Origin of the sequence: Fictibacillus nanhaiensis (assembly GCF_019801215.1) — a bacterium.
GTDB lineage: Bacteria > Bacillota > Bacilli > Bacillales > Fictibacillaceae > Fictibacillus > Fictibacillus nanhaiensis_C.
Genome location: NZ_JAHVJO010000001.1, coordinates 1,459,794 through 1,486,670, shown reverse-complemented (window position 1 = coordinate 1,486,670; position 26,877 = coordinate 1,459,794). Strand labels below are relative to the sequence as shown.

Sequence of the window (26,877 nt, the reverse complement as noted above, 5' to 3'; positions counted from 1 at the left end):
GTCAAAGGAGCAGCGTACCATGAAAAATGTTTGTTTACTTATCATTGATGTTCAAAAGGGTTTCGATGATGTGGAGTTTTGGGGAAAACGAAATAATCCAGACGCTGAAGAAAATATGCTTACATTAATAGATGCATTTAGGGATGCACACTTGCCGATTTTTCATGTTCAGCATCAGTCTGAACAGTCACATTCTCCATTTTATCCTACGAAATTAGGTTATCAGTTGAAAACAGGATTCGAGCCTCAAGAAGATGAGCCTCTTTTTATAAAGAGTGTAAATAGCGCGTTTATAGGGACAACGTTAAAAGAAGATTTGGAAAATAAAGGTATAAAACATCTTGTGATTGTTGGGCTAACGACGAATCATTGTGTTTCAACTACAGTAAGGATGGCGGCTAACTATGGCTTTGAAGTGAGTCTTATTCATGACGCAACAGCAGCGTTCAAGATGATATCATATAATGGTATGGAATTTTCTGCAGGTGAAGTACACGAGTCTGCTCTTTCCCACTTGCATCAAGAATTTGCTGAGATTTTGAGTACAGAGGAAGTATTGGCGAAAGTAATGAGATCCTCACATTTTATCCAATAGCAAAGGTAGACAATATTCCCCAGGAAATGTCGGATGCTGTTAATGGTTTAGAGGGTATATTTTAGGGTAAAAATGAATGTACAATATAATAGATAATCTAGAGGAGTCATATAATCATGGCAGATAATCAAATAGAAAAGCTAATGAATAATCCAGAACAAGAATTGGAGTTTTGGAGAGAAGAGGATAAACAACTTGAACTTGTTCGAATGCGTTACGTCCCTCAAGGAGAGAGCGGTTATTTTCAAGTTACTTATTTAGATGAAGAAGAAGGAATTATTGGTTCGCAAGTTCTTGATGAAGTAGAAGATGCAATGCGTTTTTTAGAGAAAAATCAGCCTGTAATTTAAACCAGAGGACTTGAGGTCCCCTGGTTTTTTGTTTAAACGAATCTTTTTTCGGCTTGCCATTCCGATGCATGTTTTCTGCATACATCCAGATCCTCAAACACGCCCTCTTTATACTTGGTAAGGATCTCTTTCGCCGTATCATGGGCTAATTTCATATCTTTATCCGTAATGTCCCCTTTTTTGAAGGCATCCATAAGTTCATTGTCATCCAATAAATATAATTCATGTTCTGGAAGTATGACGACATCTAAATAAAGGTCTAAATACCAAGGAATTCCGTTTTCGTTCACCCCGTGGTCCAAACACATGTCAATATACCATTGTACAACTTCACCATTTTGATTAAGGATTGTCGTAATGGCGTACTTTTTTCCTTCAGGGAAATGTTGAAGCCATGTATAACCAGAATCAGCGATACATACTTCATGATCATGGTCGTTATTTTTGTAATGTACCATTAGCGGCTCTTTTACCTTTTTGAGGTGAATGGCGGTTACTTTTCCTTTAAAACATGAGTCTTCTCTTGAAACAACTTCAAATGTACGGTCTGTTACAGATGTCCAATCGGGTCTATCTGCTGTTTTATGTTCCATAAGCACCTCCGGATTTTGTATAACCATAGCAAAATTTATCGATAAAAGAAAGGGAACGAAGATGTTAGGAAGAAATAGTAAGAGAGATTGAACGGAGGGTAATGAAATCATGAATGAAATACATAAGGTTCTAAAACAATTTCAAAAAGAAAAATGCTGGGAAATTAGTGATGAGAATGCAGTCAAAAGCACGGAGTCACTCTTGCTTAACCACATGCTATTAACAACAGAGATAGCAGAAATTGCTGAAGAACTGCGGAAACTGATGAACCGTACTTACGAAATGACGGAAGAAGGAGTGGGAAAGGAACAAGCCTTTTTTATAGCGAAACAAGAAGTATCTGAGGATATCGGAAAAGAAATAGCAGATAGTATCGCATATCTATGTAAATTTGCGACGTTTTTCGAAAGAGACATTGAAGAAGATATAAGAAATAAACTCGAAGAAATCAATAATCGGATGAAACCCAATCTGCAAAAAAGGATTAAGGAGGAAGTTGGAAAATGATCATTGTTGCTGAAAAACATCAGATAGCTTCGAATGATGGAACACTCATTACCGCTTATGATCACGGAGGACATGGTGAGACCATTCTTTTTTTACATTACTTAGGAGGATGCGCCCATCTATGGCATCCGGTCATCCCACATTTTGTGAAGAATTATCGTGTTTTGACATATGATTTGCGTGGACATGGAAAATCGGGTCAACCTGACCAAGGCTATACGTTTGAAGATACAGCGAGAGATCTTGAAGCGGTTTTGAATTTTTTTCAAATCAAACACGTACATCTTGTAGGTAGTTCATACGGATGTATGGTAGGAACGTATTTTGCTTCTACTCGTGCTGAACGTGTTCTTTCAATCGTCAATTCTGAAGGGGCGCTTGTGAATGATACGGGGGAGGATGGCATATATAATGAAACGTTTGAAGAACATATATCAAAGTTTAGAGATGAGCTAGATCCTGACTATGAATCGGTGGATGCTTATAAACAATATTATCGTGATAATTGGAAGCCTTGGAATGAGGCAAGAGCTTATTTTGTGGAGCATTATGAACCGCGTGTAAAAGAAAACGGAAAAGTAGGACCACAAACAACAGGTGCTACAATGGAAAAAATCATATTTGAAATTTTTCATACGGATTTCTTGAAATGGTATGAGAAGGTAGAATGCCCTGTTTTATTTTTACCTGCAGAACAAGAGGGAGAAATAGAAAAGAAGAAAAGATTCATTGAAAATGCGTCTAGACGTCTATCTTTCAGCAGAACCATTGTCATACCGGGGACGACACATCTCATGATGTACGATCATGAAGTAGAACTTGTTCAAGCGATCAAAGAATTCTATGCCGAAATCCCTGTTTCGACAAAATAAAATTAGGGCCCCTTGTCCGTAAAGGGGCCGTTTTTTATGACAGTTGAGAGGAGCGTGCTTGTTTACGTTTATAAAACTGTTCTAAAGCAATACACGTAAGCATTCCCATGATCAGTCCGTTACTTAACAAAGTAACGATGATACTTGGCCATTCTTTAAGAGCAGCTGCTGGGATAAAGAGACAGCCAATACCGACCATTAAGGAGGTGCTGATAATAAACAGATTATTGTCCGATTTCAGCTCTGTTTTGTATTCGCGGAAAGCGAGACCAATCATACTTGAAAATGGAAGGAAGATGGTCGCATATCCAACAGGTGCAGGAATTCCGGCAAAGAAAAACGTGAGCGGAGGAAAGAAGCTGATGCCGATAATCAGCGCGTTCCCGATTATGAACGCTAATCGACTAAACATTTTAGTTGTTAAAATAAAGCCTGCAGCTCCAGAAATTGGCACACTGGCAACAGCAGAGAACAACCCAGCGATCCACGTGTTCAAACCCATGATAATGGAAGAGCGGTTATAATTAATTGGTTCAAATGATTCATCTTCTGATTCATACGCTTTTTCCACGACATTAATGCTTGCCACCATGTTCGTTAACAGCAAAAGTCCCACGAATAGCGAAGTGAGAACAGCACCACCTGATAACTCAGGTATACCCCAGGCAAACCACTCAGGAAACGCAATGATTTCATTGGATTCCATCGGTTTCTTTGTTAAGTTTAATAGTTTAAACAGCCCCCATCCAAGTAGCAAGGAAATGAGAATTGAATAACTTCTCAGCCACCGAACAGAGGATTTTCCTAGGACGATGGATAGCACGAGAATAAACAGGGACGATACTGCCACTTTCGCATCGGCTTTTTCCTGAAGATATCCAATACCAAGCATTCCCTTTAAAAACGATCCGCTTAACTGAGAAACTAGTAAAATGAGATAAGTGCCCGTTACGAGAGGTGTAAAAAGAGCCCGAACGAAACTGATAATACGGAAAGCCCCTAGCAAGAAAAAAAGAACCCCGCTTATCAGCATGCCTGCGGTCAACTGCTGCAAGCCATCTGCGGCTGTTAGTGCGCCCGATGCCACAATACCTGCATATACCGTAAAAACACCCCACCATAACCCCGCAGGACCTTCGTTGATTGGTAGCTTATGACCGAACAAGACTTGTAGAATAGCAGAGATCCCAATGATAAAAAAGGACCGCTGCAACAAATCTGCCGTCTCTGCTTGAGTCATACCGAATGCATCACCAATTGCTATAGGCGCAACAAGGCTCCCTGCGAGAATAAAAACCATCCATTGAAGGGAAGAAAAGGTTAATTTCATGTAAACACCTACTGATATGTATTTCTTCAAGTATATTATAGACTTTAAATGTGCTGATGAGAAAGGAAAGATGTTTATTGGATAAGAGAGAATGGGTAATTTTAAGATATAGCACCACTACAACAGAGGGTTCGAATTTTCTGTAAATTATTTTTCGTCTATCCTCATAAAGCATTTAAAGGATGCGAAACTTATAGACACAGGTAATGACGAACTAAAAACAAAGGACGATCTAAAGATGCAGAAACTTACTCAAGATGATGTCATTCAATGGTTAGAGAAACATCTGTTGGACTTTGAACAGTTTACGCCTTACTTGTTCACTTCCCAATGGATCCATTCTTTTTGTAAAGACAAAGAAAATGGGAATGAATTTGAAGTGAAATGGGATACATCAGGTCAAGATTTGTTTTTTAGATTACTAGATAACGTAGATGCTGACGATCAATGGAAGTGGTTAGGGACGATCAATACAATTGGAGAGGTGAAGTCATGAGAATCGATGGACAACAACCCGTACAACGAAAATATGATGTGAATAAGCTGTATCAGCAACCCGCTGTTAAACCTCCATCCTTTGCCAAAGACGAACTTTACATATCAAACGAAGCTAAAGTGTTAAATGAAAATGCTCAGTTAAATATAAGAGAAAAGAAACTTTTGGATATTAAAAAGCGCATTGATGCTGGAGAATACCAAATCAACGCGCATGAAATTGCTCAAAAAATTTCACGGTTTTATACAACTTAATCCTTCTTTTTATCGATGCCGCTTTTCTGTCTTAGCAGAGAAACGGCATTTGTTATGAATGGCGGTATCGGAACGTTTAACCTGCCTGCATTTTCAATCATGGATAATAACTCATTTGATAGATAGAAAAAAATGGTGGCAGATTCAATGAATAATCCACCAATAAGTTGATCGAGAGAATGGGCCACTGCTACAAGCGCAAAGATAATTACCTTTTTTAAGATACCTTTAAAACCAACCTTACTGTTTAATTTTCCTTCATATGCCGCTGCAGCCATGCCTGTTATATAATCCAGAACAATGAATAAAACGAGTGTTTTAAATAGCATGCTCGGCGATCCAAAAAAGTAACTTGATAATGCACCTAATGTTACGATGGTCATGTTATAAAACATCGATATTTTTTCCACAATTTTTTTTCCTCCCTTATCTCTCAATAATTTAGTATATGCTTGTATAAATCATGATGAATTGGCGAATGACCGGGGTTGTCCTCCTATTTTTTAGAAGCTTTATTTCAAATGTGTTAAATAGTCAAAAAATTAAAAAAATAAGGAGTCAGACACGCACCTTTTCTGTTACAATGAAACAAATCCGGAAAGGGAGGAAAGAAATGCAATGAATAAAATTACGTTAGGCTTGCCTCCACATTGCCACAAAGTAACTTGTGACGGAAGAATGATTAAAATTAAAGACCCTGGAAACAACAAATGGACATTTCCGCTATCTGGAACTGAAAATGCGGTCGTGGATCATGTCAATGAGGAAACAGGACTCCTCACCATCCACGGAAAGGATAAGATACTCGCTACTCTTGAAATGCCAATTCGATTTTGTGAAGTGGGCAGAGGCTGGCTTCTTGATAAGCTCCCAAAGAAAAAACGAGTAAAAAGTAAATAATCTAATTTCGCACAGCTGGTTTATTCTAGCTGTGCTTTTTAATGTAAAAGTCGTTCTTACCCAGAAAAAAGAGCCATGTAATGGAAGAAGATTAATCTCGGAAAACGCTTGCAAGGTTAAAAATAGTGTTATAATTAACTCTGGAAATGTGTATAGGGGGTGAAAGGCTTGGAAAATACACGCCTGCCCGCACACTTAAATCACTACGCGTGGAACCGGAAAATTTTAAACGTTTTTTGGGTGATTATATTAGTGTCAGTGTGTGTTGAGGTTATCAATAGCTTTCTTAGCGAGCGACCATTAAAGGAATTTTATTTGCAATTTGTACTGTTGCCTACATTTCTGCTTTCGTTAACAGCCTTAATTGCTGAATGGAGTTTTCGACGCAAGCACAAGTACACCGATTACACCATTATTGGAGCAGCTAGTCTGTTCTCAGGTATATTAGTTGGTGTACATTCTGAAATGTTTGTGATGTATGCGAGTTTGTTTTTCCCTATGCTGATCTCTGCCATCTATTTTGATAAGAAAAAAGTTTGGGTGTCGTTTACATTCAGTCTTTCTATCTATTTGGTTTTATCATCATTTCACCCTATCATTAAAGAGCTGAATGATTTAATGGCCCAGCTTACGATGGCTTCTATCTTATTGATTTCAACGACAATCTGTATTGCTATTATGAGCAGGGGTTATGAAATAGCAGTGGATTTAAAAAAAGCACAAGCAGATCACCAGGACCTTATGGTGAAATCAACAATTATGGAAAAACAAGTGAAAACAGATGCTTTAACAGGATTGTATAATCATATGGCGTTTTACGAATATATGGATGTTTTGATCCTGCAGGCTGAAACGTATCACCATCCTCTTCATTTAGCTGTAATTGATATTGATAATTTTAAAAAAGTAAACGATACATACGGTCATGGAATTGGTGATCTTGTTCTAAAACGGATTGCCAAAGCATTAAAAGAGAATGTTTCAACGGATGATTTTGTAGCGAGGTATGGCGGTGAAGAGTTCGTCATCATCTTAAATGATGTAAAAGAAGAAATAGCGTTCAGCATTCTAGACAATATTCGAAAAGTGGTTCAACAGCTAAAACATCCTGAGATCATAGAAAAAAGTGTTACCATCAGCGTTGGGTTGCAAACGTATCGAGCCGGCATGCATAAACAAGCATTCTTTGAAGGGGCCGATAACAGTTTATATGTGGCAAAACGCCAAGGTAAGAACCGCGTAATCATACAAGAATGCAATCAAGCACTAGAAATCTAATACGATAGTGATTAAAACAGTAAGGAGAGATCCTTGCTGTTTTTCTTTTTCTTCTAAAACTCTTGTCCATGCATATGTTTGTAAAGATATATGGCCATGGAGGTGAGGGGCATGAGTGGACGACTCAAACAAATTTTACAGATTGCCGCCACATACATCGGCACTGTAGTAGGTGCTGGTTTTGCTACAGGCAGGGAAATCGTTGAATTTTTTACGATATATGGATCTGCGGGATTTGTGGGAATTTTCATCAGCGGCTTTCTTTTTATTGTTATTGGTACAAAATTAATGCTCATGGCTAGGAGAATAGGTGCTTCTTCTTTTGATGATATGAATCGCTACTTATTTGGTACAGCAGCATCAAGAGTGGTGAACATACTAATGCTCATCATGCTGTTCGGAGTAACCGGAGTTATGCTCTCGGGGTCGGGCGCATTATTCTACGAACAGCTGCAATTGCCCTTTCAAGCAGGGGTCATATCAACCCTTCTTATAACGTTTTTGGTCATGAAAAAAGGGATAAATGGCATATTATGGACAAACTCATTAATTGTACCTGTAATGATCTTGTTTTCGTTCGTTTTGTCTTTTTCGATGTTTGAATCTTCTGGGGGGAGGCAGCTGTTTGTCGAGCAAGACTTTATCGGTCATTGGAAGTGGATCGTGAGTCCCTTCACGTATGCGGCCTTTAATTTAACGCTTGCCCAAGCGGTTCTAGTACCTCTTTCGAGAGAAGCAGCTGATGAATCGATCATCAAATGGGGAGGCTTCGTTGGGGGTTTGGGATTAACGTTCATCCTCTTAAACAGTCAATATGTTCTTTATTCGGTTCCCCGTGTTTTAAGCTATGAAATTCCAATTGCTGAAATAGTAGGAGGACTCGGAATTGTCGTTCACTATATTTTTGTCTTTGTCATTTATGGGGAAATTTTCTCAACTCTGATTGGGAACTTATTTGGCCTGGCTGGTTCTTTGAACAAACAAATAAGACTATCCAATAATGCCATCCTGATCCTTTTATTAGTAGGCAGTTATATGTTGAGTCAGGTTGGTTATGCGCAATTGCTTCACTTTTTATATCCGGTTTTCGGGATGATCGCCCTCGTTTTTCTTGTTGTTATTTCTGCTAAAAAGCTTAATCGATGAATAGATTGTAAAAGAACTCCATTTTGGTGATTTTGTTGGAAAGGAAATAGACAATGGCTTATTACAATAAATTGGTCCGAGATAAAATCCCGGAACTGCTTGAGCAGGCAGGTAAAAAAGGAACGTTCCGCATTCTTGGCGACAAAGAATTTGAAAGTGAGTTAAAGAAAAAACTTGTAGAAGGTGTAAAAGAGTATCGAGAAGCGGATAGTGAGATCGATGCTGCAGAAGAGCTTGCGGGATTGTTTGAAATTATGATCGCGCTTGCTAAAGTGCATCATCTCACATTGCGTGAACTGGAGGAAATCAGGCTTGAAAAGGCTAGAAAACATGGCAGATTCCACGAACGGCTTTTTTTGATCAAGGTTGAAGACTGAGGGGGGGACAGACCCCAGACAAATACAAATCGCTTAAATTTGTATTTGTCAGGAAGACGCATTTTTAGAAATGTACTTTGCCAAAAGAAGGCTGATATATGTCGAGTCGTGGGTACATGATGTGCTTGTTTTAGCCTGTTTTGTATGATAAATATAAAAAACATGAAAATAACGGCAGATACAATTAGCAAACAAGCGTAAACACGCATATGATTACAGTACCACATGGAAATAAAAGGTAATGGAGGGAAATTTGTATGTTTTCTGAAGAAAGAAGAGAAAAGATACTAGAAGCCTTAAAAAAAGAAGGCCGTGTTCTTGCGAAAGAGTTATCAGATGCTCTTCAAGTTTCAATTGATTCCATTCGCCGTGATTTGTCCTCTCTTGAAGATAACGGACTTCTCAAGCGTACACACGGTGGGGCAATCCCTGTTACTGAAGTGAAAAAAGGACCGTCAGCAAATGCTGTTCGATTTGGTGAGGAATCCCAATATGAAGTAGCCATTGCAAAAGAGGCAGTAAAGTATATTAAAGAAAACGATACCCTTTTTATAAGTGGTGGCGGCATGCATCACCAAATTCTGAAACATCTCCCAGTTTACGAGCTTACTGTCGTGACCAATTCATTAGCCACTGCTGAAGCTCTCCGAGTACGAAAGAACATCGATTTATATGTGGTTGGCGGAAAAGTAAAGAATTCCGGAAATATGACAGATGCTTTAGCGACTCAACAGATTAGTCAGTATACTTTCGATCTATCTTTCGCAACAGGCGGAGGTATTTCTGAAAGAGGAATAAGCACAGCTTCACCTGAAGTAGCTTCTTTCATGAAGGCAGTAGGTAATGTTTCGAGAAAACGCATTGGCGTTTTTCCGCATTACAAAATTGGAGTAAATGCATTCGCACATGCGGACTCTCTTTCAAACCTTGATGTACTGATTACTGACGATGAGTCACCACGCGATCACCTTCAGTCCATTGAACAGCAAGGAGTAAAAGTAATCATTGCTGCTGTGAAAAAAACTCAAATAGAATCAAACCAATAAGTTCTTTAAAGAAGACTGCTTTATGCCAGAAATCGTTAGAAATAAGGAAATATAAGCAAAAGCCGGCTCTTACCATTAAAGTGAGCTGGTTTTTTTGTGATTTTCTTATATCAATGACCTGGTAAATCCATATTTTCTTTGAAAACACATGTAAATCGTAACCAAGGAGTAATTTTTAAAGTTCTATGAGTAAATTCGGACTTTCTATGAGCACTCACTTGAATTCTATGAGCATAAATTAGATTTCTATGAGCGCTTATCAAATTTCTATGAGCGCTCATCATATTTCTATGAGCAAATGTGTAACAAATATAAGAACACGTACCGTAACTCCTCGGTACGCACAAGTAGACGAAAACCCTTCCATAAAACTGAATAGACTGTCTATTTTGGAAAGTAGTGACAGATTAAATATGTTTGTGTTAAAGTGACACTAGTCTTTTTCAGATGGACAAACGTTTTTTTTTAAGGAGTGACACACCATGAATCAAGAAGCAGCATTAAAAAAAGATATTGGGCTTTCGGTAGCCATGTCCATTGTTATTGGAACGGTCATTGGTTCAGGAATTTTTATGAAGCCTGGAAGTGTTTTAGAATATACGGGTAATTCGTCTCTCGCTCTGTTGGCTTGGACATTGGGTGGGTTGATTACATTAGCAGGAGGCTTGACGATTGCTGAAGTAGCCACGCAAATTCCAAAAACAGGCGGACTTTATGTTTATATGGAAGAAGTTTACGGTAAACTGTGGGGTTATTTGAGCGGATGGGTGCAGACGGTCATTTACGGTCCAGCGGTCATCGGTGCGCTCGGCTTATATTTTGGATCACTGATCGTGAATCTTTTTTCTTGGGAAAAAGCATTCGGTCTATGGGTAGGAATTGGTACAGTTCTTTTTCTTACGATCGTTAATAACTTTGGTACAAAGTATGGGGGATTTGTTCAAAATCTCTTTACGATAGGAAAATTGGTGCCAATCGCCCTTATCATTGTGTTCGGTATCTCTCAAGGAAACGAACAAATTATGGATGCTTCAAGTGGAGCTTTTACAGAGATCAGCATGGGTGCTGCCATTTTAGCCACTTTGTTTGCTTATGATGGCTGGCTGATGGTTGGTTTTGTTGCCGGAGAGATGAAAAATCCGGGGAAAACCTTGCCTCGAGCAATCGTTGGTGGAATTTTGATTGTTATGGCAGCTTATTTACTTGTAAACATTGCGCTATTGCATGTTTTGCCAGCATCTGAAATTGTGAGGCTGGGCGAAAACTCAGCGGCAACCGCAGCCACCATTTTGTTTGGTCCAATCGGAGGAAAACTAATTGCCGTCGGGATTGCGGTATCCATTTTTGGCTGTTTGAACGGTAAAATTCTAACGATTCCCCGTGTGCCCTTTGCGATGGCAGAACGAAATCAGCTGCCGATGGCGAAGGTGTTTAGCAAAGTTAATGAAAAGTACGGAACACCGATTGCGGCTACTTATTTACAAGTTGTCATTGCGATCATTATGATGCTTCTTACGGATCCTGATTATCTTTCAGAAATGGCGATCTTCGCTGTCTATTTCTTTTATATCTTTGCGTTCTATGCCGTATTTAAATTGAGAAAACGAAATGCTGGTTTAAAGCAAAAGCGTGTATACAGTGTTCCGCTTTATCCGATTATTCCAGTGTTTGCTATCATTGGCTCTGTTTATATCGTAGGGTCCACGATTTTAAACGATCCTGCTGATAGTTTAACTGCAATACTCATAACACTTGCGGGACTTCCTGTTTATTATGGGCTGCAGCGTCGTTCCAAACAAGATTCCTTATAAAGGGATCTTGTTTTTTTTGCAAAATAAAACCCGCCAGGTAACCTAGCGGGAGAATTCGATAAGATAATTGCTTATACGCTTAAATGCTCTTTCATTTCACGATATCGTGAGGAAAGACTTGCAGGTGATACGCCATATTTCCTAGCGGTTTCTGCTTGTGTTGAAGCAATGCCTCTTATGTCTTTGGAGACTAAATAATCAAGAGCAGCGGCATAGATTTCTTCTTTTCGAATAGCTGGCTTTGATTCTGTGATGTACTCACTCCAAAGTTTTTCAGCTTCTTCCACCACTTCAGTTTCCGCATTAGCTTTAACGAGTTCGGTTACGGCTGTGTATTTTTCATCTTTTTCCACAGATTCAGCAGCTGATTTTTCCATCGTAGCAGATGATGGATCAGCCTCTGTTTCTGGAATGCCTTCTGAAATATCAATTAAAGAAAGCTGCAGGACAGCAGGGAAATGAATTTTGAAAATCTCTTTTGCTTCAAGCGACGGATACAACTTCTCGATCGCTTCTTTTAATGGCGGTAATTCCGAAAGTGGCATTTCTACATATCCTACATAAAACTCGTATGTGCTGCCGTTTGATACGAGTGTTCCGAGTAATGCACTGTTTGTTTTCGGTTTCTCAGCAGCATTAATTGTAACGTCATATAGTTTCTCTGTCCAAATATCCTGCACAGTAAAGATAAAGCCCGTTTTTTGTTCAACGACCTTATAAAGAGAAGGTACAGTCGTTGTCCATCCTGATAAAATGTCAGCCACTTCTGGTTTAACTGTGTTTTTTACTTTTTCTACATAAAGTTCAACAGGTGTTTGGCTGTCACGGATCTCAGAACAGAACACTTCCCAACAAACCGCAATGTTCGCGTACGTTTGTTCTTGGTCTTTTCCGACAGGGTACTTTTTTACATAGCTAGACGTGCGAGCTGCCAAGTCTTGCTGGTAGTTCTCGAGAGCAAATTTGATGAGACCTTCTTGATGAAAGGAAACTTCTCGCGTTTGCTCTTCTTTATGTATGCAACATTTTTTATATTTTTTTCCGCTGCCACAATAGCACGGATCATTTCTTCCTATCATTGACATGCTATTCCTCCAGTAAAACACTTACTTATCCTGTACATACTAGCATAAAACGGATTTTTTTCAAACAACTAATCAACAGACATTATTTTATCATAAAAAAGAAATAGAAAAAATCATTCAATAGGTTGGTTTTTCTTAAGCTGAAACCTTTATTTGGTAAAAAACGTCTAAGAAAAAAAAGGGGGCTTTACGCTATGTGGAAAAAATGGAAGGTATGGGCACTGATTTTTGTGCTTTTATTAGGAGCATGCAGCAACAATAGTCATAAAGCAGAGGACAAACGTTCACAAGAAATGGCTGGAGGAAAAAGTCCAAACACAAAAATGGACAATTCTTCTGAGGCAGCTGATAAGGATACAGGAACATCTGAAGAAAAGGAGAAAAAACAGTCAATTCAAGATCAACGAAAAGTGATTTATCATGCAGATGTAAAGATAACGGTAGAAAAGCTTCAGAATACAATGGAGTCTGTCCGTATGATGGTAGAAGAAAAAGGTGGATATCTTGTTGAGTCAAACACGAATATTGGCGAAAAAGGATATGAGGACGGTATGATGGTTGCTCGTGTTCCGATGAATGGATTTCGGCCTTTTTTAAAACAAGTGAAGGACTTAAGTGAAGGAACACCACAAGAAAGCGTTAGAGGAGAAGATGTGACAGAAGAATATGTAGACCTGTCATCACGGTTAAAAGCGAAAGAAAAGGTGAGAGATCGGCTGGAGTCTTTTATGGCGGATGCACAAAAAACAGAAGACTTGTTAAAGATTTCATCTGATCTTGCTAGCGTTCAAGAAGAGATCGAGCAAATCGAAGGACGTCTTGCTTTTTTAAAAAACCAAAGTGATTATTCCACAGTAACGATTCAGTTTGAAGTGAAGAATTTGAAGGCAGAGAAGTTACAAACAGAAGATCTGAACACGTGGAAGAAGACGAAGATTTTATTTATGAAATCGGTGAATTTTATTTTTTCAGCGATATCCTTTATCGTTGTAGCATTATTCGGGCTAGCCCCATTGTGGCTGTTAGTAATACCTGTATGGTTCTGGTTATGGAGAAGAAAGAAAGGACAAAAGAAAAAGCCGGAATCACCGACATCAATCTCGTAATTTCTTGTTTGACTATTAGTCAGAATACAGGTACGTCAGAAACACCCTCTCTAGCACGGATTAGTATGGTCCGAAAGCTGAAAGGGTGTTTTTGGCTTTACGGCATCTCTTTATGAAAGGAGTGCCGTTAACAAAAGCCTTAACCGAGGAACGCTTTGTATTCTTCCGTCAGTTTCATAAAACGTTCTTTATCTTTTTGATCAAGGGCGTTGTTGATTTCTCTTTCATAATACTCTCTGTAATAACTGTGCAGGGCCTCATCCAATACCATTTGGGCAATAAGGCTGAAGGCAAATGGGTCTCTTTTTTGTTGCTTGTACTGCACCATTTCATTTTGGTTTTTGTTAAAAGAAGTGTTTTTGTCTTTCATCCTGTTTTCCCTCCTTAAATTATCTCCCTATCCAATTAACCTTTTATGTTTCTAGGTTTCTACTAGTATACTGAGCAAGGTGCTCGATGACAACCATTTTATTTGAAAATTCTGAAAAAATTTTAGACATTCCTTCTAAAGTACTGATTATTCACCACCTTTTGGAAAAAATGTTAATGGTTTGTCATGATTGTTGCCGAGTTCTTACCATTTAATTACAAGTGTTTTATTCTCGTTTCTTTTGTGTATGTTGTTTATGTTATTTACTATTTCCCCGTATTTCGTGAGGCTTAAACACTAGAAAACACGTATTTGAAAAAAACGTTGACAATTTTGATGACGTGTGAGTAGGATTGTGGTAACTCAATATTGTCATTTCCGCTAGGGGTGCTTTTGTAAAAGCTGAGAGAAGGTAGTACCTTCGACCCTTTGAACCTGATCCAGTTTGTACTGGCGTAGGGAAGCGGTGTGGATGATTACATTTATCACGTGGATAAAATGGTAATAGCCACCCGCTTTCTTTTTAGCGGGTGGCTTTTTGTGTATAAAGGAGGGTGATTGTTATGGGACAGCTGATTAAAGTTTCAAAAGCGTTGACGATCGCAGGATCAGACAGTGGAGGAGGTGCTGGCATTCAAGCGGACTTAAAGACGTTTCAAGAGTTTGGTGTATACGGAATGTCAGTCTTAACAGCCGTTACTGCTCAAAACACAACAGGTGTGCAAGGCGTGTATCCTGTTGAACTAGATGGATTAGAAAAGCAGCTAACGTCAATCGGCAACGATCTGACGCCTGATAGTGTAAAGACAGGCATGCTTTATTCAGGTGAGTATATTGAAAGAGTTGCTTATTTTGTAAAAAAATTTGGCTGGAAAAACCTTGTTGTAGATCCGGTTATGGTTGCAAAAGGGGGGGCAACCCTTTTAGGCCGGGAAGCATTAGATGCAATGGAAAAATATATGCTGCCGATTGCTAAGGTCGTTACCCCAAATATTCCTGAAGCAGAAGCACTGACAGGTATAACGATTAACAATGATGAAGCTAAAAAAGAAGCTGCACTACTTTTATTTGATAAAGGTGCACGCTATATCGTGATTAAAGGAGGGCATCTGGAGAACGGACCACATGTAACAGATCTCTTTTTTAATGGTGAAGAGATGTGTGAGTTTGTTGATATACGAGTGAATACGAAAAATACACATGGCACGGGTTGTACATTCTCAGCCGCTATCACGGCTGAACTCAGTATTGGGAAAACGGTGGAGAGTGCGATTTCTAACTCTAAAAAATTCATACAATCTGCCATACAGCATGGAATAGATGTAGGTTCTGGGCATGGACCGGTCAATCATTTTGCCTATCGGAGGATCCTTCATGAACATTGCTAGTGAGGAAAGTCTTGTGAATGCTCGCTCGCGAACCTGTTTAGCTCAAACGCTATCACTCTATTATGTGGCCGGTACGACAAATTGCGAATCACCTGAGTCTTTTATGGAAATTCTGATACAAGCTTGTAAGGGCGGAATCACAACCTTTCAATTTAGGGAAAAAGGAACAAACTGCTTAAATTCCAGACAACGTATTCAAATCGCAGAGGCAGCTAAAAACGTATGCCGACAATATGGTGTCCTCTTTATCGTAAACGACGATTTAGCATTAATGAAAGAGCTGGATGCCGACGGATTGCATGTTGGACAAACAGATGGAAGTCTCGACGTTTTCAGAAGAGAAACAAAAGGTAAGATCCTTGGTGTTTCTACACATACCCTACTTGAGGCTGAGGACGCAGTTACACGAGGTGCGGACTACGTCGGAGTGGGTCCAATCTTTCAAACCTATACGAAGCCTGATGCTAAAGAGCCTGTTGGGACTGGGATCTTTTCACTTTTTCGTGAAAATAACATAATGGTTCCGATGGTAGGAATAGGAGGGATTACGAAAGATAATGCTGCATCGGTCGTTAAAGGTGGTGCAGACGGGGTGGCTTTAATTTCTGCGATCAGTGAGGCGGAACATCCTCTCGAGACGTCTCGAGAGCTGCTGAGGACCATTTTACAAGCCAAAAAGAAATTGTAGTTGAAAGTGCATCTGTTGATGAGTATATAGCCAAAAGTGCTCATTATGATTTTTATTCAAGGTAAGGATATGCACCGAAAAGGTCTTCACACCGTAAACTGTGTACTATCAACCGGTGTAAAAGGGGGCCGAATATCAGATGAAGAAACGACCAAAACGCTGGGTATATGCAGAAATGGTGCTTATGTTTATGGGATTACTGCTTGCGATCTACAACGGGAAGTTTTGGGAAAGCCCGACCGTCTTCTTTTCTATCCTTTTTGTAATCTTTTCATTTCGTGCGGTGGAACGAAAACTTTTTAAACAAAAAACAGAATTTTGGTTTAACGTTGGCATGGCCGGAATCTTTTTATTGCTTGGCGTAATACCGCTCTTATAAAGATAAAGGAAAGCAGACTGTCGTCGCAAAATAAAGTACAGTCTGTTTTTTTATGTACATAGGCTAACGTATATTTTGAGTAAATTTTTGACATAATGAAGGTGTTCGTAATAAAATAACTTTACGTAAAGTATAATTTTTATGTAAGAACAAATACTTCTTGCTGTGAGGTGATAAGAGTGAAAAGAAATCAGGCAGTACCAGAAACGTATATCGTCTCAGAACCGGAGCAGGCGGCAGCATTATTACATCCTGTCAGGTCAGAAATCATCAGCTTGTTAAAGGAACCCCGATCTGCAACAGAGCTATCGAAAAGGATGAATGATTCGGCACAAAAGGTAAATTATCATCTAAAAGCACTTGAAAAAGTTGGGCTGGTTACACGCTCAGGTACAAGGAATGTAAGAAACCTTGTAGAAGTTCTTTATGTAAGTGTAGGGAAAACGTTTCTGTTATCTGATTCACTTGGTCTCTCTCAAGAAACCGTCCAGAAGCTGCAAGATCAAACAGCACTCGCTCACGTCTTATCACTTACCGAAAAAGTGAAGCGAGACGCCGTTCTACTCATGGAACAGGTTGATGAGGAAGTGATTCCGAGTGCGGTCATGGAGATGGAACTTTCACTTTCAGGCGTGGAGGAACGACAAGCGTTCTTACAAGAATATGCTGACATGCTTTCACAATTGATTCAAAAACATCATGATCCAAAGCAAGCGCAGTCAAGAACGTATCATGTTTCAATGGCGATGTACCCTAAACCTGAAGGAGGCGGCACAACGTGAAAAAGGAACAGAATCGCACAATCACACCGATTAAAGGAAACAAGGAACCACAAGAGCAGCATAACGAAATCCCGATGAAAAAAGAAGTACAGGTGGAGGAGGCAGGTCAAGGTCATCCACAGCAACCTGCAAAAATTATATTTATTACATCAGGATTTGGTCAAATACATGTACGAAACACGAGCACAAGCCCAATGGCTGTTGCCGCATAAAGAGGAGGAAAAAAGATGAACTTAATTCCAATGGTCGTTGAATCTACAAACCGCGGTGAGCGTTCGTACGACATTTATTCCAGACTGTTAAAGGACCGTATTATTATGTTAGGAAGCGCAATTGATGACAATGTTGCTAATTCGATCGTTGCACAGCTTCTTTTCCTTGCGGCTGAAGATCCTGACAAAGACATTTCCATCTACATTAATTCACCTGGAGGGTCCGTGACCGCAGGACTAGCGATCTATGATACGATCCAGTTCATCAAACCGGATGTATCCACGATCTGTATCGGCATGGCGGCTTCTATGGGTGCAGTTCTATTAGTAGCAGGTGCAAAAGGGAAGCGTTATGCGTTACCGAACGCAGAAGTGATGATCCATCAGCCTCTAGGAGGCACTCAAGGGCAGGCTTCAGACATGGCCATCCACGCGAAGCGTATCCTGCAAACTAGAGAGCTCTTGAATAAAATCATTTCAGACCGCTCCGGGCAGCCTATTGAAAAGGTGGAAAAAGACACGGATCGCGATTATTTCATGTCAGCAGAGGAAGCGGTAAAATACGGCATCATCGATAAAGTAATTGAAAAAATTTAAACTTGTTTTCAAAGAAGCCAGCCCTGACGTCAGAGCTGGCTTCTTTTTGTGTGGGAAATGGGGACTGACCCCTAACAATTTATTTCCCATGGCGTTTTTACGGATATTACACTGTACGTTTCCTTCATTTCTAATGTCGAAAGCCTTCATTTTAGAAAATGGCGTGCGGGATGTGGTAATCTTATGGAAGTTACATAGTTTGAGAGGAAAGAAGGAATAAAGTATGGCAGCACCGACTGAAAAGACGCCAAGCATAGCGTCTGCCCAGCAAAAAACGATCTATTCGATCCTTTTTGCCATTAGTTTTGTGCATTTGTTAAATGATTCGATGCAGGCCGTTATCCCTGCCATTTTTCCAATATTAGAAGAGTCGATGGGGCTTACGTTTACTCAGCTGGGGTGGATCGCATTTACACTCAACATCACGTCATCCGTTATGCAACCTGTTGTTGGGTGGTATACAGACCGGACAACATCTCCTTATTTGCTGCCGTTCGGCATGATGGCTAGTTTAGTAGGAATGCTCGGAATCGCATTTGCTGATTCGTTTTCCATGATTATTTTATCGGTGATTGGTATAGGACTCGGTTCTGCTGTATTTCACCCGGAAGGATCACGGGTTGCGTATATGGCGGCTGGGAATCGTCGTGGTCTTGCACAGTCGATTTACCAGGTCGGAGGGAACTCTGGAACATCACTTGCTCCTGTAATGACGGCACTCGTTTTTGTGCCGCTTGGTCAGTTTGGAGCAGTGTGGTTTACTTCGTTAGCTGCAGTAGCGATTTTCGTGCTATTTTATGTTTCAGGATGGTACGCCAAACAGCTTATCCATTTTCCACGAGTGAAAAAGCAAACAGGTGAAAAGAAAACAATGAATAACAAGCGGAAAAATAAAGTCATCATCGCAATGGCGCTCTTGGTGTTTTTAGTGTTCGCACGTTCATGGTACTTTTCAGGAATCGGCAACTATTATCAGTTTTATCTGATTGATGATTACGGATTAAGTATTCGTCAGGCGCAAATCTACCTTTTCGTATTCTTGGCTGCCGGTGTACTGGGGACATTTTTTGGCGGACCGATCGCAGATAGATTAGGAAAGCGAAACATGATCTTCTTTTCTATGGTCGGAACTGCACCATTGGCACTCCTTTTGCCGCATGTGGGATTGTGGGCCGTGTTTCCGCTTTTTTTTCTGATTGGCTTTATTTTAAACACAAGTTTTTCTGTAACGGTGGTCTATGCACAGGAACTCGTACCAGGACGGATCGGAATGGTTTCGGGGTTAATTGTTGGACTTGCGTTTGGAATGGGAGCACTGGGATCTGTCGTGCTTGGAAAGGTAGCAGACATAACCAGTATTGCATACACGATGCTCTTGATCAGTTTCTTGCCGTTGTTAGGACTCTTAACCGTCATGCTGCCAACGGACAAAATGTTGGAGAAATGGTCACAGGGGGACAGACCCCCGACAAATACAAATCCTTAATTTGTATTTGTCAGGAAGACACGTCATATAACAAAAAATCCTTGTCTGCACAGAGACAAGGATTTTTTCTGTTTAGCTATTTAACCGACGGTATTTAGCACTTGCGAACATGTAGACGCCGTATGAGACGAATCCGAGAGAGACGACGGCAAGGAGAACGGGACCAAACGGTTGTGCTGCCAGCTCTCCGAGAGCCCCGTCAAGACCTTTCGTTTCTTCGGGATCAGCAAGTATTGCCGTTCGTATAAGAAAGAAGCCGATAATCATAAATACAAAGCCTCGTGCTGTCATGCCAAATGTTCCAATATAGCCGCTCCAACGCCATTCTTTTTTGTTCATTTCATTTTTTTTCAAGTTCTTTTTAAACTTCCGTGATAGAGCTCTAAACAGAAAGACGATTCCGATAATTCCGACCACTAGTCCTGCGACTGCGATAAAAAGCTGTCCAAAAGGCTGGGAGAGCATTTGAGCGGATAAGGTTTGATATGCCTTATCAGAAGATTCTCCTCTTGCACGAAAGAGAATGCGCAGAGCACTAATGCACATTGCGATATACACACCAGCGACGAACAAGTATCCGAACCGGCTGAACCATCTTTTCCAGTGATGGTTTACACATTCCGGATCAAAAACGGCCTTCATCAGCTGCCAAAACGCATAGGCACTTAAGCCGATCGCAAGGACAATTAATAATGCAGGTCCGAACGGCTGCTGTGCAATCGTATATAAAGCCCCTTTAGAGCTCGCTTCGTTCGCCTTAAAGCCTGTTGACGTTAGCAGTGCAAGAATTCCAATTACGATATATACGATGCCCTTTGAAAAGTATCCGATTCTCGCAAAGCGATGAACCCACGGCCGAAATGAATGAAATAGGTTGTTCATTTTATCTTTATATGTCACTTTTTTGACAAAAGGCTGGTTTTTCACGGTTTCATCGGTTCCTTTCACAGCAAGTCACTTCTTGTTTCTGGAGGATTGTACAATAAATAAATGCGATACAAGTTGCTAATGATGGTTTTCATTACTGCATATGCTGGGATAGCAAGAAGTAATCCGATAAAGCCGAATGCCGCACCAGCCATCAATACGATCAAAATAATCGTCAAAGGGTGAATGTGAAGTTTTTTGCCCATAATCTGCGGAGAAAGGATGTTGCCTTCCACTTGTTGAACGATTAAAGTCACTATCGCCACTTTTACCGCCATTAATGGATCTTGAATCAGCCCCACTAACAAAGCGGGAAACACTCCGATGAACGGCCCGAGAAAGGGAATGACGTTCGTTAATACGGCAAAAAGGGCAAGGACAAGGGCAAATTTAAGCCCGATCAGCAAATAGCCTGCATACATGAAAACACCGACGAATACTGCGACTAACACTTGCCCTTTTATATAGGAAGACAGTGTTGAATCAATGTCTCTAAGAATCGCGTCCACATCGTGTTCCATATGACGAGGAACGAGTTTTAAAAAATAGTGGAAAAACTTTTTATCATCCAATAATAGATAAAAGAGGATGAAAGGCACCACCAGTAAAACGAGGGCGATATTCGTTAACGTTGTAACAAGTGCAATCACATCTTTGGAGATGGAATTTGTAAACTTTTGGAGACGTTGAGTCGCTAATTTAGACACTTGTGTGCTGTCAATAAATGAGGTGCTTTTTCCGGTAATCATCGTTCCCGTTTTTTCAGTTGCTTCCCCAATCTTTTTCGGGAAATCATCGGTGATGTTTGAGAGCTGATCGGCAATGACAGGAAAGGCAAGAGCAGCAATGCTGGAGCCTGCAAAGATTAATCCGAATAAAACAGCACTTATGGCAAGGATTTTTGGGACTCTTTTTTTAATCAGATACCGAATGAACGGTCTTAAGAGGTAATACAACAACCCAGAGATAAAAACCGGGAAAAACACGCTAGATATGACAAGATATAGGAAGTCGATGAGATAGTCGATTTTTCCGAACAAAAATAGGATCGTAAGTACAAGTACGGCCGCTGCCGCATACTTGAAAAATGAGTGCTGATACCACATAGAAAAGTGACCTCCGTTTCTTAATACTAGTCTTTTCCCTTTTTCAAAAACTGTAACCTTTTTTATCAATTATTTAATTGACTTTTTTATAGAGCGCTGATAGATTGAAAGTGTAAATGTAAACGTTTACGTAAATAGAAAGCAGGTAGATGTTTTGAATCCGACAATTAAAGATGTAGCCAGACATGCAAACGTTTCCATTGCAACCGTTTCTCGCATTATTAACGGTTTGCCAGGCTATTCGGAGGACACGAAGAAAAAGGTGGAAGAAGCCATTGAAGCATTAGGCTATCAGCCAAACGCTATTGCGAGGGGACTCATCAATAAGCGTACCCAAACAATTGGTGTCTTATTTCCTGAAGTGTCAGGAATGCTTTCATCTGAAGTATTAGAAGGTGTCGAGAACGCTGCTCATGATGGAGGATTCAGCGTCATCGTCTGCAATACGGCATCAAGCGGGAAACGTACCGTCAAATATTTACGTTTGTTACAGGAAAAAAGGGTCGACGGCATCATTTTTGCTTCAGAAGATGTAACAGAGGAGTATTACAAAATTTTTCAGGAAATGAAGGTGCCTGTAGTCTTGGTCTCAACCGCTTCCCATTATGAGCTGCCTTTCGTCCGGGTAAACGATTTCGAAGGAGCATTTCAAGCCACAGAGTATTTAATAAATAAAGGGCATAAAAAGATCGGCATGATCGGCGGAAGCGTTAACGATCCGATCGCAGGAGTTCCAAGAATGAAAGGGTTTGAAGAAGCCCTTTTAGCACATGAACTTCCCTTTTCAGCGAATCATATAACCACAAACGAAGGCTATCGTTTTCAAAATGGAAAAGAGTCTTTGCCGATCCTTCTAGAACATTTGCCAGAGATGACAGCCCTATTCGCTGCAAGTGATGAGATGGCGATTGGTGCCATGTCAGCGGCGCATCAGCTTGGCATTAAAGTACCAGAAGAACTGTCGATCATTGGATATGACAACTTGAAAATTGCGGAAATGTGCTATCCTGCATTAACAACGGTGTCACAGCCCTTAAAAGATATGGGACAAACAGCAGGCGATATTTTAGTTAAATTGATTAAAGGCAAAGAAAAAGAAGCAGAAAGCCGTTATATGCCATTTTCTATTGTGGAAAGGCAATCAGTCAGTGAATCACGTGACAAGTAAAAAACGGATGTCCAATACGCTTCATTTTTATTTAATAAAAACGTAAACGTTTACGTAAAACGCTTACAACTCTCTAGGAGGCTATTACATGATAAAAGTAACTGTATGGAACGAGAACCGCCACGAACAAAAAAATCCTACCGTCAAGGAAATCTATCCAAAGGGCATTCACGGAGCAATCGCAGAATTCTTGGAAAGTGCAGGACATGATGTGAAAACAGCAACACTTGATGAGCCGCAGCACGGATTAACTGAAGAAGTTTTAAACGAAACCGATGTACTTGTCTGGTGGGGGCACCTTGCACATGATGAAGTGGATGATGAGATCGTGAACAAAGTCTATCAACGCGTTCTTGATGGGATGGGCCTGCTCGTTCTTCACTCTGGTCATTTTTCTAAAATCTTTAAAAAGCTGATGGGTACATCTTGTGACCTGAAGTGGAGAGAAGCAGATGAAAAAGAACGCATTTGGATCTTGAATCCTAGTCATCCTGTAGCAAACGGTCTTGGTGAGTACATTGAACTTGAAAAAGAAGAGATGTATGGCGAACACTTCGACATCCCTGCTCCAGATGACCTAGTGTTTGTCAGCTGGTTTGAAGGCGGAGAAGTTTTCCGATCAGGATGTGCATACAACCGCGGAAAAGGAAAGGTCTTCTACTTCCGTCCTGGACATGAAACATATCCGACTTATTATAACAAAGACGTTCAAACCGTAATCAAGAATGCTGTTTCATATTTAGCACCATCAGGCAGTCAAATGCCTGTTTACGGAAATGCTAAACCGCTTGAAGCAATTGCAGTTAAATAAATAAACGATATAACCAATCATGAGGAGGAAATGAATATGACAGTAAAAGTAGGAATTATCGGATGTGGAAGCATCGCCAATTACCGCCATCTGCCAGAGTATGCAGCTAATCAAGATGTAGAAATCGTTGCGGTATGTGATGTTGTTAAAAAACGCGCAGAAGCGGCCAATGCCATATACGGAGGAAAAATCTTTACCGATTATAAAGAACTGCTTGCTCTTGATGAAGTAGAAGCGGTAAGCGTTTGTACACCAAACTACCTTCACGCTCCCATTTCTGTTGCGGCATTAAAAGCAGGTAAACATGTGTTATGCGAAAAGCCAATGGCGACCTCATTGGCAGAGGCAGAAGAGATGATTGAAGCGGCTGAAAAAAGCGGCAAAACTCTCATGATTGCTCATAATCAACGTTTTGTTCCAGCTCATCAAAAGGCGCGTGAGATCATCGCGAACGGAGAGCTTGGAAAAGTGTACAGCTTCCGTACAGCTTTTGGCCACCCTGGACCTGAAGGCTGGAGTGTTGATGGTGCGAACAGCTGGTTCTTTAAAAAAGAAGAAGCGTTTATTGGTGCTATGGGTGACCTTGGCGTTCATAAAACAGACCTGATCCGCTATATCCTTGGTGAAGAAATCGCAGAGGTCGGCGCGTTCGTTGAAACGAGTGCAAAAGATTTTGCATCTGTCGATGACACAGCAGTATGTGTGTTGAAAACGGAGAGCGGAATTATCGGAACGCTTGCGGCAAGCTGGTCTTACACGGCAAAGGAAGACAATTCAACAATTATCTATGGAGAAAAAGGTATTCTGCGATTAGAAGATGATCCTAATTACTCACTTGTCGCACAATATACAGATGGATCTATCGTACGCTATGAGCTTGGCGGTATTCAGACAAACGATAATCAGTCCAACTCCCATGTTGTTGATCATTTCATTAAAGCGGTCGAGTCTGGAAGCACACCACTCATAACAGGTGAAGAAGGTAAGCGATCTTTAGCTGTTATCATGGCAGCTCTAGAATCCAATGAAAAGAAAACGATTGAAAAAGTAAAAACAGGAGTTCATGCATGATGTTAAGAGTGGGAATCATCGGGGCAGGAGGCATCGCACAAGGCCGTCATATCCCTGCTTTTCAACAGCTTGGAGACAAAGCAAAAGTTACTGCGATCAGTGATGTGAACGTGGAAGTAGCGAAAACAGCTGCTCTGAAATTTCACGTACCGAACTATTTTACAAGTTACGTAGAAATGTGGCCACATGTTGATGCTGTAGTCATCTGCACACCAAACAAGTTTCATAGAGAGATCACAATTGCGGCTTTAAATGCTGGGAAACATGTACTCTGTGAAAAACCGATGGCGATGACAGTTGAAGAATGCAGCGAGATGGTCGAAGCGGAAAAACGCTCTGGAAAAGTGCTTTCGATCGCTTATCATTACCGTCATATGAAAGAATCCCAAGCGGCTAAGCGTGTTATCGAGGCGGGCGAAGTGGGAAATCCTTTAGTGATTCGCGTGCAGGCTCTAAGAAGACGAAAGGTCCCAGGCTGGGGGGTTTTTACAAATAAAGAGCTGCAGGGCGGCGGAAGTTTAATAGATTATGGCTGTCATTTGTTGGATTTAACACTGTGGCTTCTAGGTAATCCAGCAGTTCGTGAAGTTTCTGGGCAAACGTATAATACCCTGAGCCGGGAAGCCGAACAAGTAAACCAGTGGGGTTCTTTTGAAGCAGAAACGTTTGAGGTAGATGATCATGTTACAGCGTATATGCGCCTGGAGAATGGTGCAACGGTTTTGTTTGAAACCTCATGGGCAGCAAATATACCTGATGATGCGGAAATGTTAAGGATCTCAGGGGACCGAGGCGGACTTGATGTGTTTCCTTTTATGGTCAATAAGGCAGAGAACGGCATGATGACTACAACAAAAGCAGATTGGATATCAGGTGAAGATGATCCAGGGCTGCCACAAGCGAGAAATTTTGTGGATAGTTGTCTTGGTATCGCTGAGCCACTTGTTACAGCGGAAGAAGCGATGAACACTTCACGTGTCATTGAAGCGATTTACGCTAGCAGTCTGATGGGTAAAGCAATCTTACTACAGAATGAAGAAGGAGTGAAGAAAGTATGAAACTAGGTGTATTTACAGTTCTTTTTTCGCAAAAATCATTTACGGAGATGCTCGATTATGTAAAAGAAGCAGGCGTCCAAGCGGTTGAGATCGGAACGGGTAACTATCCTGGCAACGCCCATTGTCCGCTTGACGAATTGTTGGAAAGTGAAGAAAAACGAGCTGGATACCTTCACGAAGTGGAAAAGCGCGGATTGACGATTTCAGCTTTTAGCTGCCATGGTAATCCACTTTCTCCTGATGAGGCATTTGCGAAAGAATCACATGATACTTTTGTAAAAACGGTTGAACTCGCAGGATTAATGAATGTCCCTGTTGTAAACTGTTTCTCAGGAGTGCCAGGGGATTCAGAGAGCGCAAAATACCCGAACTGGCCAGTTTCACCATGGCCGAACGAGTATAGTGATGTGTTGAAGTGGCAATGGGAAGAAAAGCTTATTCCATACTGGCGCACGTGGGGACAATTTGCAAAAGAGCATGGGGTTAAAATTGGTTTAGAACTGCATGGCGGATTCTTAGTTCATACACCGTATACATTGCTAAAATTACGCGAAGAAACGTGTGACGCGATCGGTGCGAACCTCGATCCTTCCCATTTATGGTGGCAAGGCATCGACCCAGTTGCTGCGATTAAGATTCTAGGAAAAGCTGGAGCGATTCATCATTTTCATGCGAAAGACACATACTTAGATCAAGACAACATCAACATGCATGGCTTAACGGACATGCAGCCATACGGGGCTGTTCAAAACCGTGCATGGAGCTTCCGTTCCGTCGGCTGCGGTCACTCGGTTCAAGATTGGTCAGATATGATGAGCGCGCTTCGTACGTATGGCTATGATTACGTTGTGAGCATCGAGCATGAAGATCCGATTATGTCTATCGAGGAAGGATTCACGCGTGCGGTGAAGAACCTGCAAACCATCCTTATCTCAGAGCAACCCGCTGAAATGTGGTGGGCGTAGTAAAAAAGTAGGGGTCTGACCCCATACAAATACAAATCCACTGGATTTGTATTTGTGGGGTGCACACCCCTTTCATTAAGAAAGCCTGAAATCTGACACCAGATTTCAGGCTTTTTCTACTC

The 26,877-nt window shown here is 40.8% G+C and carries 32 protein-coding genes and 1 riboswitch; of the genes, 25 read left to right on the top strand and 7 right to left on the bottom strand.

The window, feature by feature from the left end:
• The first annotated feature begins 19 nt into the window (after nucleotides 1–19).
• Nucleotides 20–595, top strand: coding sequence for a cysteine hydrolase family protein (locus KUV80_RS07690; RefSeq protein WP_222462059.1), 576 nt, complete (start codon nucleotides 20–22; stop codon nucleotides 593–595).
• 116 nt (nucleotides 596–711) lie between these two features.
• Nucleotides 712–945: a hypothetical protein gene (locus tag KUV80_RS07685; protein ID WP_222462058.1), complete on the top strand. Its 234-nt coding sequence runs from the start codon at nucleotides 712–714 to the stop codon at nucleotides 943–945.
• A gap of 32 nt (nucleotides 946–977) precedes the next feature.
• Here the strand turns inward: KUV80_RS07685 and KUV80_RS07680 are convergent, their stop codons facing one another.
• Nucleotides 978–1,538 carry a DUF402 domain-containing protein gene (locus KUV80_RS07680; RefSeq protein ID WP_222462057.1) on the bottom strand — a complete coding sequence of 187 codons (561 nt, stop codon included), beginning with the start codon at nucleotides 1,536–1,538 and terminating at the stop codon, nucleotides 978–980.
• Between the two features lie 109 nt (nucleotides 1,539–1,647).
• On the opposite strand from KUV80_RS07680, the gene KUV80_RS07675 reads away from it, so the two are divergent.
• Both KUV80_RS07675 and KUV80_RS07670 read left to right on the top strand, forming a co-directional pair.
• Nucleotides 1,648–2,046: a hypothetical protein gene (locus KUV80_RS07675; protein WP_222462056.1), complete on the top strand. Its 399-nt coding sequence runs from the start codon at nucleotides 1,648–1,650 to the stop codon at nucleotides 2,044–2,046.
• Complete coding sequence (locus KUV80_RS07670; protein ID WP_222462055.1) at nucleotides 2,043–2,918, top strand: alpha/beta fold hydrolase; 876 nt, start codon at nucleotides 2,043–2,045, stop codon at nucleotides 2,916–2,918. The genes KUV80_RS07675 and KUV80_RS07670 overlap by 4 nt, the downstream gene beginning before the upstream one ends.
• A gap of 34 nt (nucleotides 2,919–2,952) precedes the next feature.
• On the opposite strand, the gene KUV80_RS07665 is transcribed toward KUV80_RS07670, so the two are convergent.
• Nucleotides 2,953–4,248, bottom strand: coding sequence for a purine/pyrimidine permease (locus KUV80_RS07665; protein ID WP_222462054.1), 1,296 nt, complete (start codon nucleotides 4,246–4,248; stop codon nucleotides 2,953–2,955).
• Between the two features lie 238 nt (nucleotides 4,249–4,486).
• Here KUV80_RS07665 and KUV80_RS07660 point away from each other — a divergent pair, with 238 nt between their 5' ends.
• The gene (locus tag KUV80_RS07660) at nucleotides 4,487–4,744 is read left to right on the top strand and encodes a hypothetical protein (protein WP_222462053.1); all 258 of its coding nucleotides are present in this window, start codon (nucleotides 4,487–4,489) and stop codon (nucleotides 4,742–4,744) included.
• Nucleotides 4,741–4,998, top strand: coding sequence for a flagellar biosynthesis anti-sigma factor FlgM (locus KUV80_RS07655; protein ID WP_222462052.1), 258 nt, complete (start codon nucleotides 4,741–4,743; stop codon nucleotides 4,996–4,998). Before KUV80_RS07660 ends, KUV80_RS07655 begins: the two co-directional genes overlap by 4 nt.
• On the opposite strand, the gene KUV80_RS07650 is transcribed toward KUV80_RS07655, so the two are convergent.
• Entirely contained in the window at nucleotides 4,995–5,408 is a 414-nt protein-coding gene (locus KUV80_RS07650) for a phage holin family protein (protein WP_338083472.1), read from the bottom strand. The two genes, KUV80_RS07655 and KUV80_RS07650, sit on opposite strands and share 4 nt — an antisense overlap.
• Nucleotides 5,409–5,616: 208 nt before the next feature.
• Between KUV80_RS07650 and KUV80_RS07645 the strand changes: the two genes are divergently transcribed.
• The 6 genes from KUV80_RS07645 to KUV80_RS07620 all read left to right on the top strand — a co-directional run bounded on the left by KUV80_RS07645 (nucleotide 5,617) and on the right by KUV80_RS07620 (nucleotide 11,556).
• Nucleotides 5,617–5,898: a hypothetical protein gene (locus tag KUV80_RS07645; RefSeq protein WP_222462051.1), complete on the top strand. Its 282-nt coding sequence runs from the start codon at nucleotides 5,617–5,619 to the stop codon at nucleotides 5,896–5,898.
• A 168-nt stretch (nucleotides 5,899–6,066) separates the two neighbouring features.
• On the top strand, nucleotides 6,067–7,176 hold the full coding sequence (locus KUV80_RS07640; protein WP_222462050.1) for a GGDEF domain-containing protein: 1,110 nt from the start codon (nucleotides 6,067–6,069) through the stop codon (nucleotides 7,174–7,176).
• Between the two features lie 111 nt (nucleotides 7,177–7,287).
• Nucleotides 7,288–8,322 (top strand): YkvI family membrane protein, encoded by a 1,035-nt coding sequence (locus tag KUV80_RS07635; protein ID WP_222462049.1) that lies wholly within the window; start codon nucleotides 7,288–7,290, stop codon nucleotides 8,320–8,322.
• A 53-nt stretch (nucleotides 8,323–8,375) separates the two neighbouring features.
• A complete protein-coding gene (locus KUV80_RS07630; protein ID WP_222462048.1) occupies nucleotides 8,376–8,699 on the top strand; it encodes a nucleoside triphosphate pyrophosphohydrolase in 324 nt (107 codons plus the stop codon).
• A gap of 257 nt (nucleotides 8,700–8,956) precedes the next feature.
• The gene (locus KUV80_RS07625; protein WP_222462047.1) at nucleotides 8,957–9,745 is read left to right on the top strand and encodes a DeoR/GlpR family DNA-binding transcription regulator; all 789 of its coding nucleotides are present in this window, start codon (nucleotides 8,957–8,959) and stop codon (nucleotides 9,743–9,745) included.
• 482 nt (nucleotides 9,746–10,227) lie between these two features.
• The gene (locus KUV80_RS07620) at nucleotides 10,228–11,556 is read left to right on the top strand and encodes an APC family permease (protein ID WP_222462046.1); all 1,329 of its coding nucleotides are present in this window, start codon (nucleotides 10,228–10,230) and stop codon (nucleotides 11,554–11,556) included.
• Nucleotides 11,557–11,627: 71 nt separating this feature from the next.
• Here KUV80_RS07620 and KUV80_RS07615 read toward each other — a convergent pair whose 3' ends face one another.
• Complete coding sequence (locus tag KUV80_RS07615) at nucleotides 11,628–12,641, bottom strand: YecA family protein (RefSeq protein ID WP_222462045.1); 1,014 nt, start codon at nucleotides 12,639–12,641, stop codon at nucleotides 11,628–11,630.
• A gap of 194 nt (nucleotides 12,642–12,835) precedes the next feature.
• Between KUV80_RS07615 and KUV80_RS07610 the strand changes: the two genes are divergently transcribed.
• A complete protein-coding gene (locus tag KUV80_RS07610; RefSeq protein ID WP_222462044.1) occupies nucleotides 12,836–13,747 on the top strand; it encodes a DUF4349 domain-containing protein in 912 nt (303 codons plus the stop codon).
• Between the two features lie 139 nt (nucleotides 13,748–13,886).
• Here KUV80_RS07610 and KUV80_RS07605 read toward each other — a convergent pair whose 3' ends face one another.
• Nucleotides 13,887–14,117, bottom strand: a complete 231-nt coding sequence (locus KUV80_RS07605) for an IDEAL domain-containing protein (RefSeq protein ID WP_222462043.1) — start codon at nucleotides 14,115–14,117, stop codon at nucleotides 13,887–13,889.
• 373 nt (nucleotides 14,118–14,490) lie between these two features.
• A riboswitch (TPP riboswitch) is annotated at nucleotides 14,491–14,596 on the top strand.
• Between the two features lie 96 nt (nucleotides 14,597–14,692).
• Here KUV80_RS07605 and thiD point away from each other — a divergent pair.
• The 7 genes from thiD (at nucleotide 14,693) to KUV80_RS07570 (ending at nucleotide 19,649) form a co-directional block, all read left to right on the top strand.
• Nucleotides 14,693–15,505 carry a bifunctional hydroxymethylpyrimidine kinase/phosphomethylpyrimidine kinase gene (gene thiD, locus KUV80_RS07600; protein ID WP_222462285.1) on the top strand — a complete coding sequence of 271 codons (813 nt, stop codon included), beginning with the start codon at nucleotides 14,693–14,695 and terminating at the stop codon, nucleotides 15,503–15,505.
• On the top strand, nucleotides 15,492–16,193 hold the full coding sequence (gene thiE / locus KUV80_RS07595; protein WP_222462042.1) for a thiamine phosphate synthase: 702 nt from the start codon (nucleotides 15,492–15,494) through the stop codon (nucleotides 16,191–16,193). Before thiD ends, thiE begins: the two co-directional genes overlap by 14 nt.
• A 139-nt stretch (nucleotides 16,194–16,332) precedes the next feature.
• On the top strand, nucleotides 16,333–16,572 hold the full coding sequence (locus KUV80_RS07590) for a hypothetical protein (protein ID WP_222462041.1): 240 nt from the start codon (nucleotides 16,333–16,335) through the stop codon (nucleotides 16,570–16,572).
• A gap of 179 nt (nucleotides 16,573–16,751) precedes the next feature.
• A complete protein-coding gene (locus tag KUV80_RS07585) occupies nucleotides 16,752–17,354 on the top strand; it encodes a helix-turn-helix domain-containing protein (RefSeq protein WP_222462040.1) in 603 nt (200 codons plus the stop codon).
• Nucleotides 17,351–17,566: a hypothetical protein gene (locus KUV80_RS07580; RefSeq protein WP_222462039.1), complete on the top strand. Its 216-nt coding sequence runs from the start codon at nucleotides 17,351–17,353 to the stop codon at nucleotides 17,564–17,566. Before KUV80_RS07585 ends, KUV80_RS07580 begins: the two co-directional genes overlap by 4 nt.
• Before the next feature lie 15 nt (nucleotides 17,567–17,581).
• Nucleotides 17,582–18,163: an ATP-dependent Clp endopeptidase proteolytic subunit ClpP gene (gene clpP / locus KUV80_RS07575; protein ID WP_066288379.1), complete on the top strand. Its 582-nt coding sequence runs from the start codon at nucleotides 17,582–17,584 to the stop codon at nucleotides 18,161–18,163.
• A 223-nt stretch (nucleotides 18,164–18,386) separates the two neighbouring features.
• The gene (locus KUV80_RS07570) at nucleotides 18,387–19,649 is read left to right on the top strand and encodes an MFS transporter (RefSeq protein WP_222462038.1); all 1,263 of its coding nucleotides are present in this window, start codon (nucleotides 18,387–18,389) and stop codon (nucleotides 19,647–19,649) included.
• Nucleotides 19,650–19,721: 72 nt separating this feature from the next.
• Here KUV80_RS07570 and KUV80_RS07565 read toward each other — a convergent pair whose 3' ends face one another.
• The gene (locus KUV80_RS07565; protein WP_338083471.1) at nucleotides 19,722–20,597 is read right to left on the bottom strand and encodes a DUF1206 domain-containing protein; all 876 of its coding nucleotides are present in this window, start codon (nucleotides 20,595–20,597) and stop codon (nucleotides 19,722–19,724) included.
• Nucleotides 20,594–21,682, bottom strand: a complete 1,089-nt coding sequence (locus KUV80_RS07560; protein WP_222462037.1) for an AI-2E family transporter — start codon at nucleotides 21,680–21,682, stop codon at nucleotides 20,594–20,596. Before KUV80_RS07560 ends, KUV80_RS07565 begins: the two co-directional genes overlap by 4 nt.
• 154 nt (nucleotides 21,683–21,836) lie before the next feature.
• Here KUV80_RS07560 and KUV80_RS07555 point away from each other — a divergent pair, with 154 nt between their 5' ends.
• The 5 genes from KUV80_RS07555 (at nucleotide 21,837) to KUV80_RS07535 (ending at nucleotide 26,755) form a co-directional block, all read left to right on the top strand.
• Nucleotides 21,837–22,850 (top strand): LacI family DNA-binding transcriptional regulator, encoded by a 1,014-nt coding sequence (locus KUV80_RS07555; RefSeq protein ID WP_222462036.1) that lies wholly within the window; start codon nucleotides 21,837–21,839, stop codon nucleotides 22,848–22,850.
• An 88-nt stretch (nucleotides 22,851–22,938) separates the two neighbouring features.
• The gene (locus KUV80_RS07550) at nucleotides 22,939–23,661 is read left to right on the top strand and encodes a ThuA domain-containing protein (RefSeq protein WP_222462035.1); all 723 of its coding nucleotides are present in this window, start codon (nucleotides 22,939–22,941) and stop codon (nucleotides 23,659–23,661) included.
• 36 nt (nucleotides 23,662–23,697) lie between these two features.
• The gene (locus tag KUV80_RS07545) at nucleotides 23,698–24,732 is read left to right on the top strand and encodes a Gfo/Idh/MocA family protein (RefSeq protein WP_425308397.1); all 1,035 of its coding nucleotides are present in this window, start codon (nucleotides 23,698–23,700) and stop codon (nucleotides 24,730–24,732) included.
• Nucleotides 24,729–25,790 (top strand): Gfo/Idh/MocA family protein, encoded by a 1,062-nt coding sequence (locus KUV80_RS07540; protein WP_222462033.1) that lies wholly within the window; start codon nucleotides 24,729–24,731, stop codon nucleotides 25,788–25,790. Before KUV80_RS07545 ends, KUV80_RS07540 begins: the two co-directional genes overlap by 4 nt.
• Entirely contained in the window at nucleotides 25,787–26,755 is a 969-nt protein-coding gene (locus KUV80_RS07535) for a sugar phosphate isomerase/epimerase family protein (protein WP_222462032.1), read from the top strand. The genes KUV80_RS07540 and KUV80_RS07535 overlap by 4 nt, the downstream gene beginning before the upstream one ends.
• The last annotated feature ends 122 nt before the right edge of the window (nucleotides 26,756–26,877 follow it).

Excerpts from the sequence above, each read along its gene's own strand:
- clpP (WP_066288379.1), top strand. The coding sequence starts at position 17,582 with ATGAACTTAATTCCAATGGTCGTTGAATCTACAAACCGCGGTGAGCGT.
- KUV80_RS07560 (WP_222462037.1), bottom strand. The coding sequence starts at position 21,682 with ATGTGGTATCAGCACTCATTTTTCAAGTATGCGGCAGCGGCCGTACTT.
- KUV80_RS07670 (WP_222462055.1), top strand. The coding sequence starts at position 2,043 with ATGATCATTGTTGCTGAAAAACATCAGATAGCTTCGAATGATGGAACA.
- KUV80_RS07610 (WP_222462044.1), top strand. The coding sequence starts at position 12,836 with ATGTGGAAAAAATGGAAGGTATGGGCACTGATTTTTGTGCTTTTATTA.
- KUV80_RS07630 (WP_222462048.1), top strand. The coding sequence starts at position 8,376 with ATGGCTTATTACAATAAATTGGTCCGAGATAAAATCCCGGAACTGCTT.
- KUV80_RS07615 (WP_222462045.1), bottom strand. The coding sequence starts at position 12,641 with ATGTCAATGATAGGAAGAAATGATCCGTGCTATTGTGGCAGCGGAAAA.
- KUV80_RS07550 (WP_222462035.1), top strand. The coding sequence starts at position 22,939 with ATGATAAAAGTAACTGTATGGAACGAGAACCGCCACGAACAAAAAAAT.
- KUV80_RS07625 (WP_222462047.1), top strand. The coding sequence starts at position 8,957 with ATGTTTTCTGAAGAAAGAAGAGAAAAGATACTAGAAGCCTTAAAAAAA.
- KUV80_RS07540 (WP_222462033.1), top strand. The coding sequence starts at position 24,729 with ATGATGTTAAGAGTGGGAATCATCGGGGCAGGAGGCATCGCACAAGGC.
- KUV80_RS07675 (WP_222462056.1), top strand. The coding sequence starts at position 1,648 with ATGAATGAAATACATAAGGTTCTAAAACAATTTCAAAAAGAAAAATGC.
- KUV80_RS07635 (WP_222462049.1), top strand. The coding sequence starts at position 7,288 with ATGAGTGGACGACTCAAACAAATTTTACAGATTGCCGCCACATACATC.
- KUV80_RS07590 (WP_222462041.1), top strand. The coding sequence starts at position 16,333 with ATGAAGAAACGACCAAAACGCTGGGTATATGCAGAAATGGTGCTTATG.
- KUV80_RS07605 (WP_222462043.1), bottom strand. The coding sequence starts at position 14,117 with ATGAAAGACAAAAACACTTCTTTTAACAAAAACCAAAATGAAATGGTG.
- KUV80_RS07685 (WP_222462058.1), top strand. The coding sequence starts at position 712 with ATGGCAGATAATCAAATAGAAAAGCTAATGAATAATCCAGAACAAGAA.
- KUV80_RS07620 (WP_222462046.1), top strand. The coding sequence starts at position 10,228 with ATGAATCAAGAAGCAGCATTAAAAAAAGATATTGGGCTTTCGGTAGCC.
- KUV80_RS07570 (WP_222462038.1), top strand. The coding sequence starts at position 18,387 with ATGGCAGCACCGACTGAAAAGACGCCAAGCATAGCGTCTGCCCAGCAA.
- KUV80_RS07545 (WP_425308397.1), top strand. The coding sequence starts at position 23,698 with ATGACAGTAAAAGTAGGAATTATCGGATGTGGAAGCATCGCCAATTAC.
- KUV80_RS07535 (WP_222462032.1), top strand. The coding sequence starts at position 25,787 with ATGAAACTAGGTGTATTTACAGTTCTTTTTTCGCAAAAATCATTTACG.
- KUV80_RS07690 (WP_222462059.1), top strand. The coding sequence starts at position 20 with ATGAAAAATGTTTGTTTACTTATCATTGATGTTCAAAAGGGTTTCGAT.
- thiE (WP_222462042.1), top strand. The coding sequence starts at position 15,492 with ATGAACATTGCTAGTGAGGAAAGTCTTGTGAATGCTCGCTCGCGAACC.
- KUV80_RS07680 (WP_222462057.1), bottom strand. The coding sequence starts at position 1,538 with ATGGAACATAAAACAGCAGATAGACCCGATTGGACATCTGTAACAGAC.
- KUV80_RS07655 (WP_222462052.1), top strand. The coding sequence starts at position 4,741 with ATGAGAATCGATGGACAACAACCCGTACAACGAAAATATGATGTGAAT.
- KUV80_RS07660 (WP_222462053.1), top strand. The coding sequence starts at position 4,487 with ATGCAGAAACTTACTCAAGATGATGTCATTCAATGGTTAGAGAAACAT.
- KUV80_RS07645 (WP_222462051.1), top strand. The coding sequence starts at position 5,617 with ATGAATAAAATTACGTTAGGCTTGCCTCCACATTGCCACAAAGTAACT.
- KUV80_RS07665 (WP_222462054.1), bottom strand. The coding sequence starts at position 4,248 with ATGAAATTAACCTTTTCTTCCCTTCAATGGATGGTTTTTATTCTCGCA.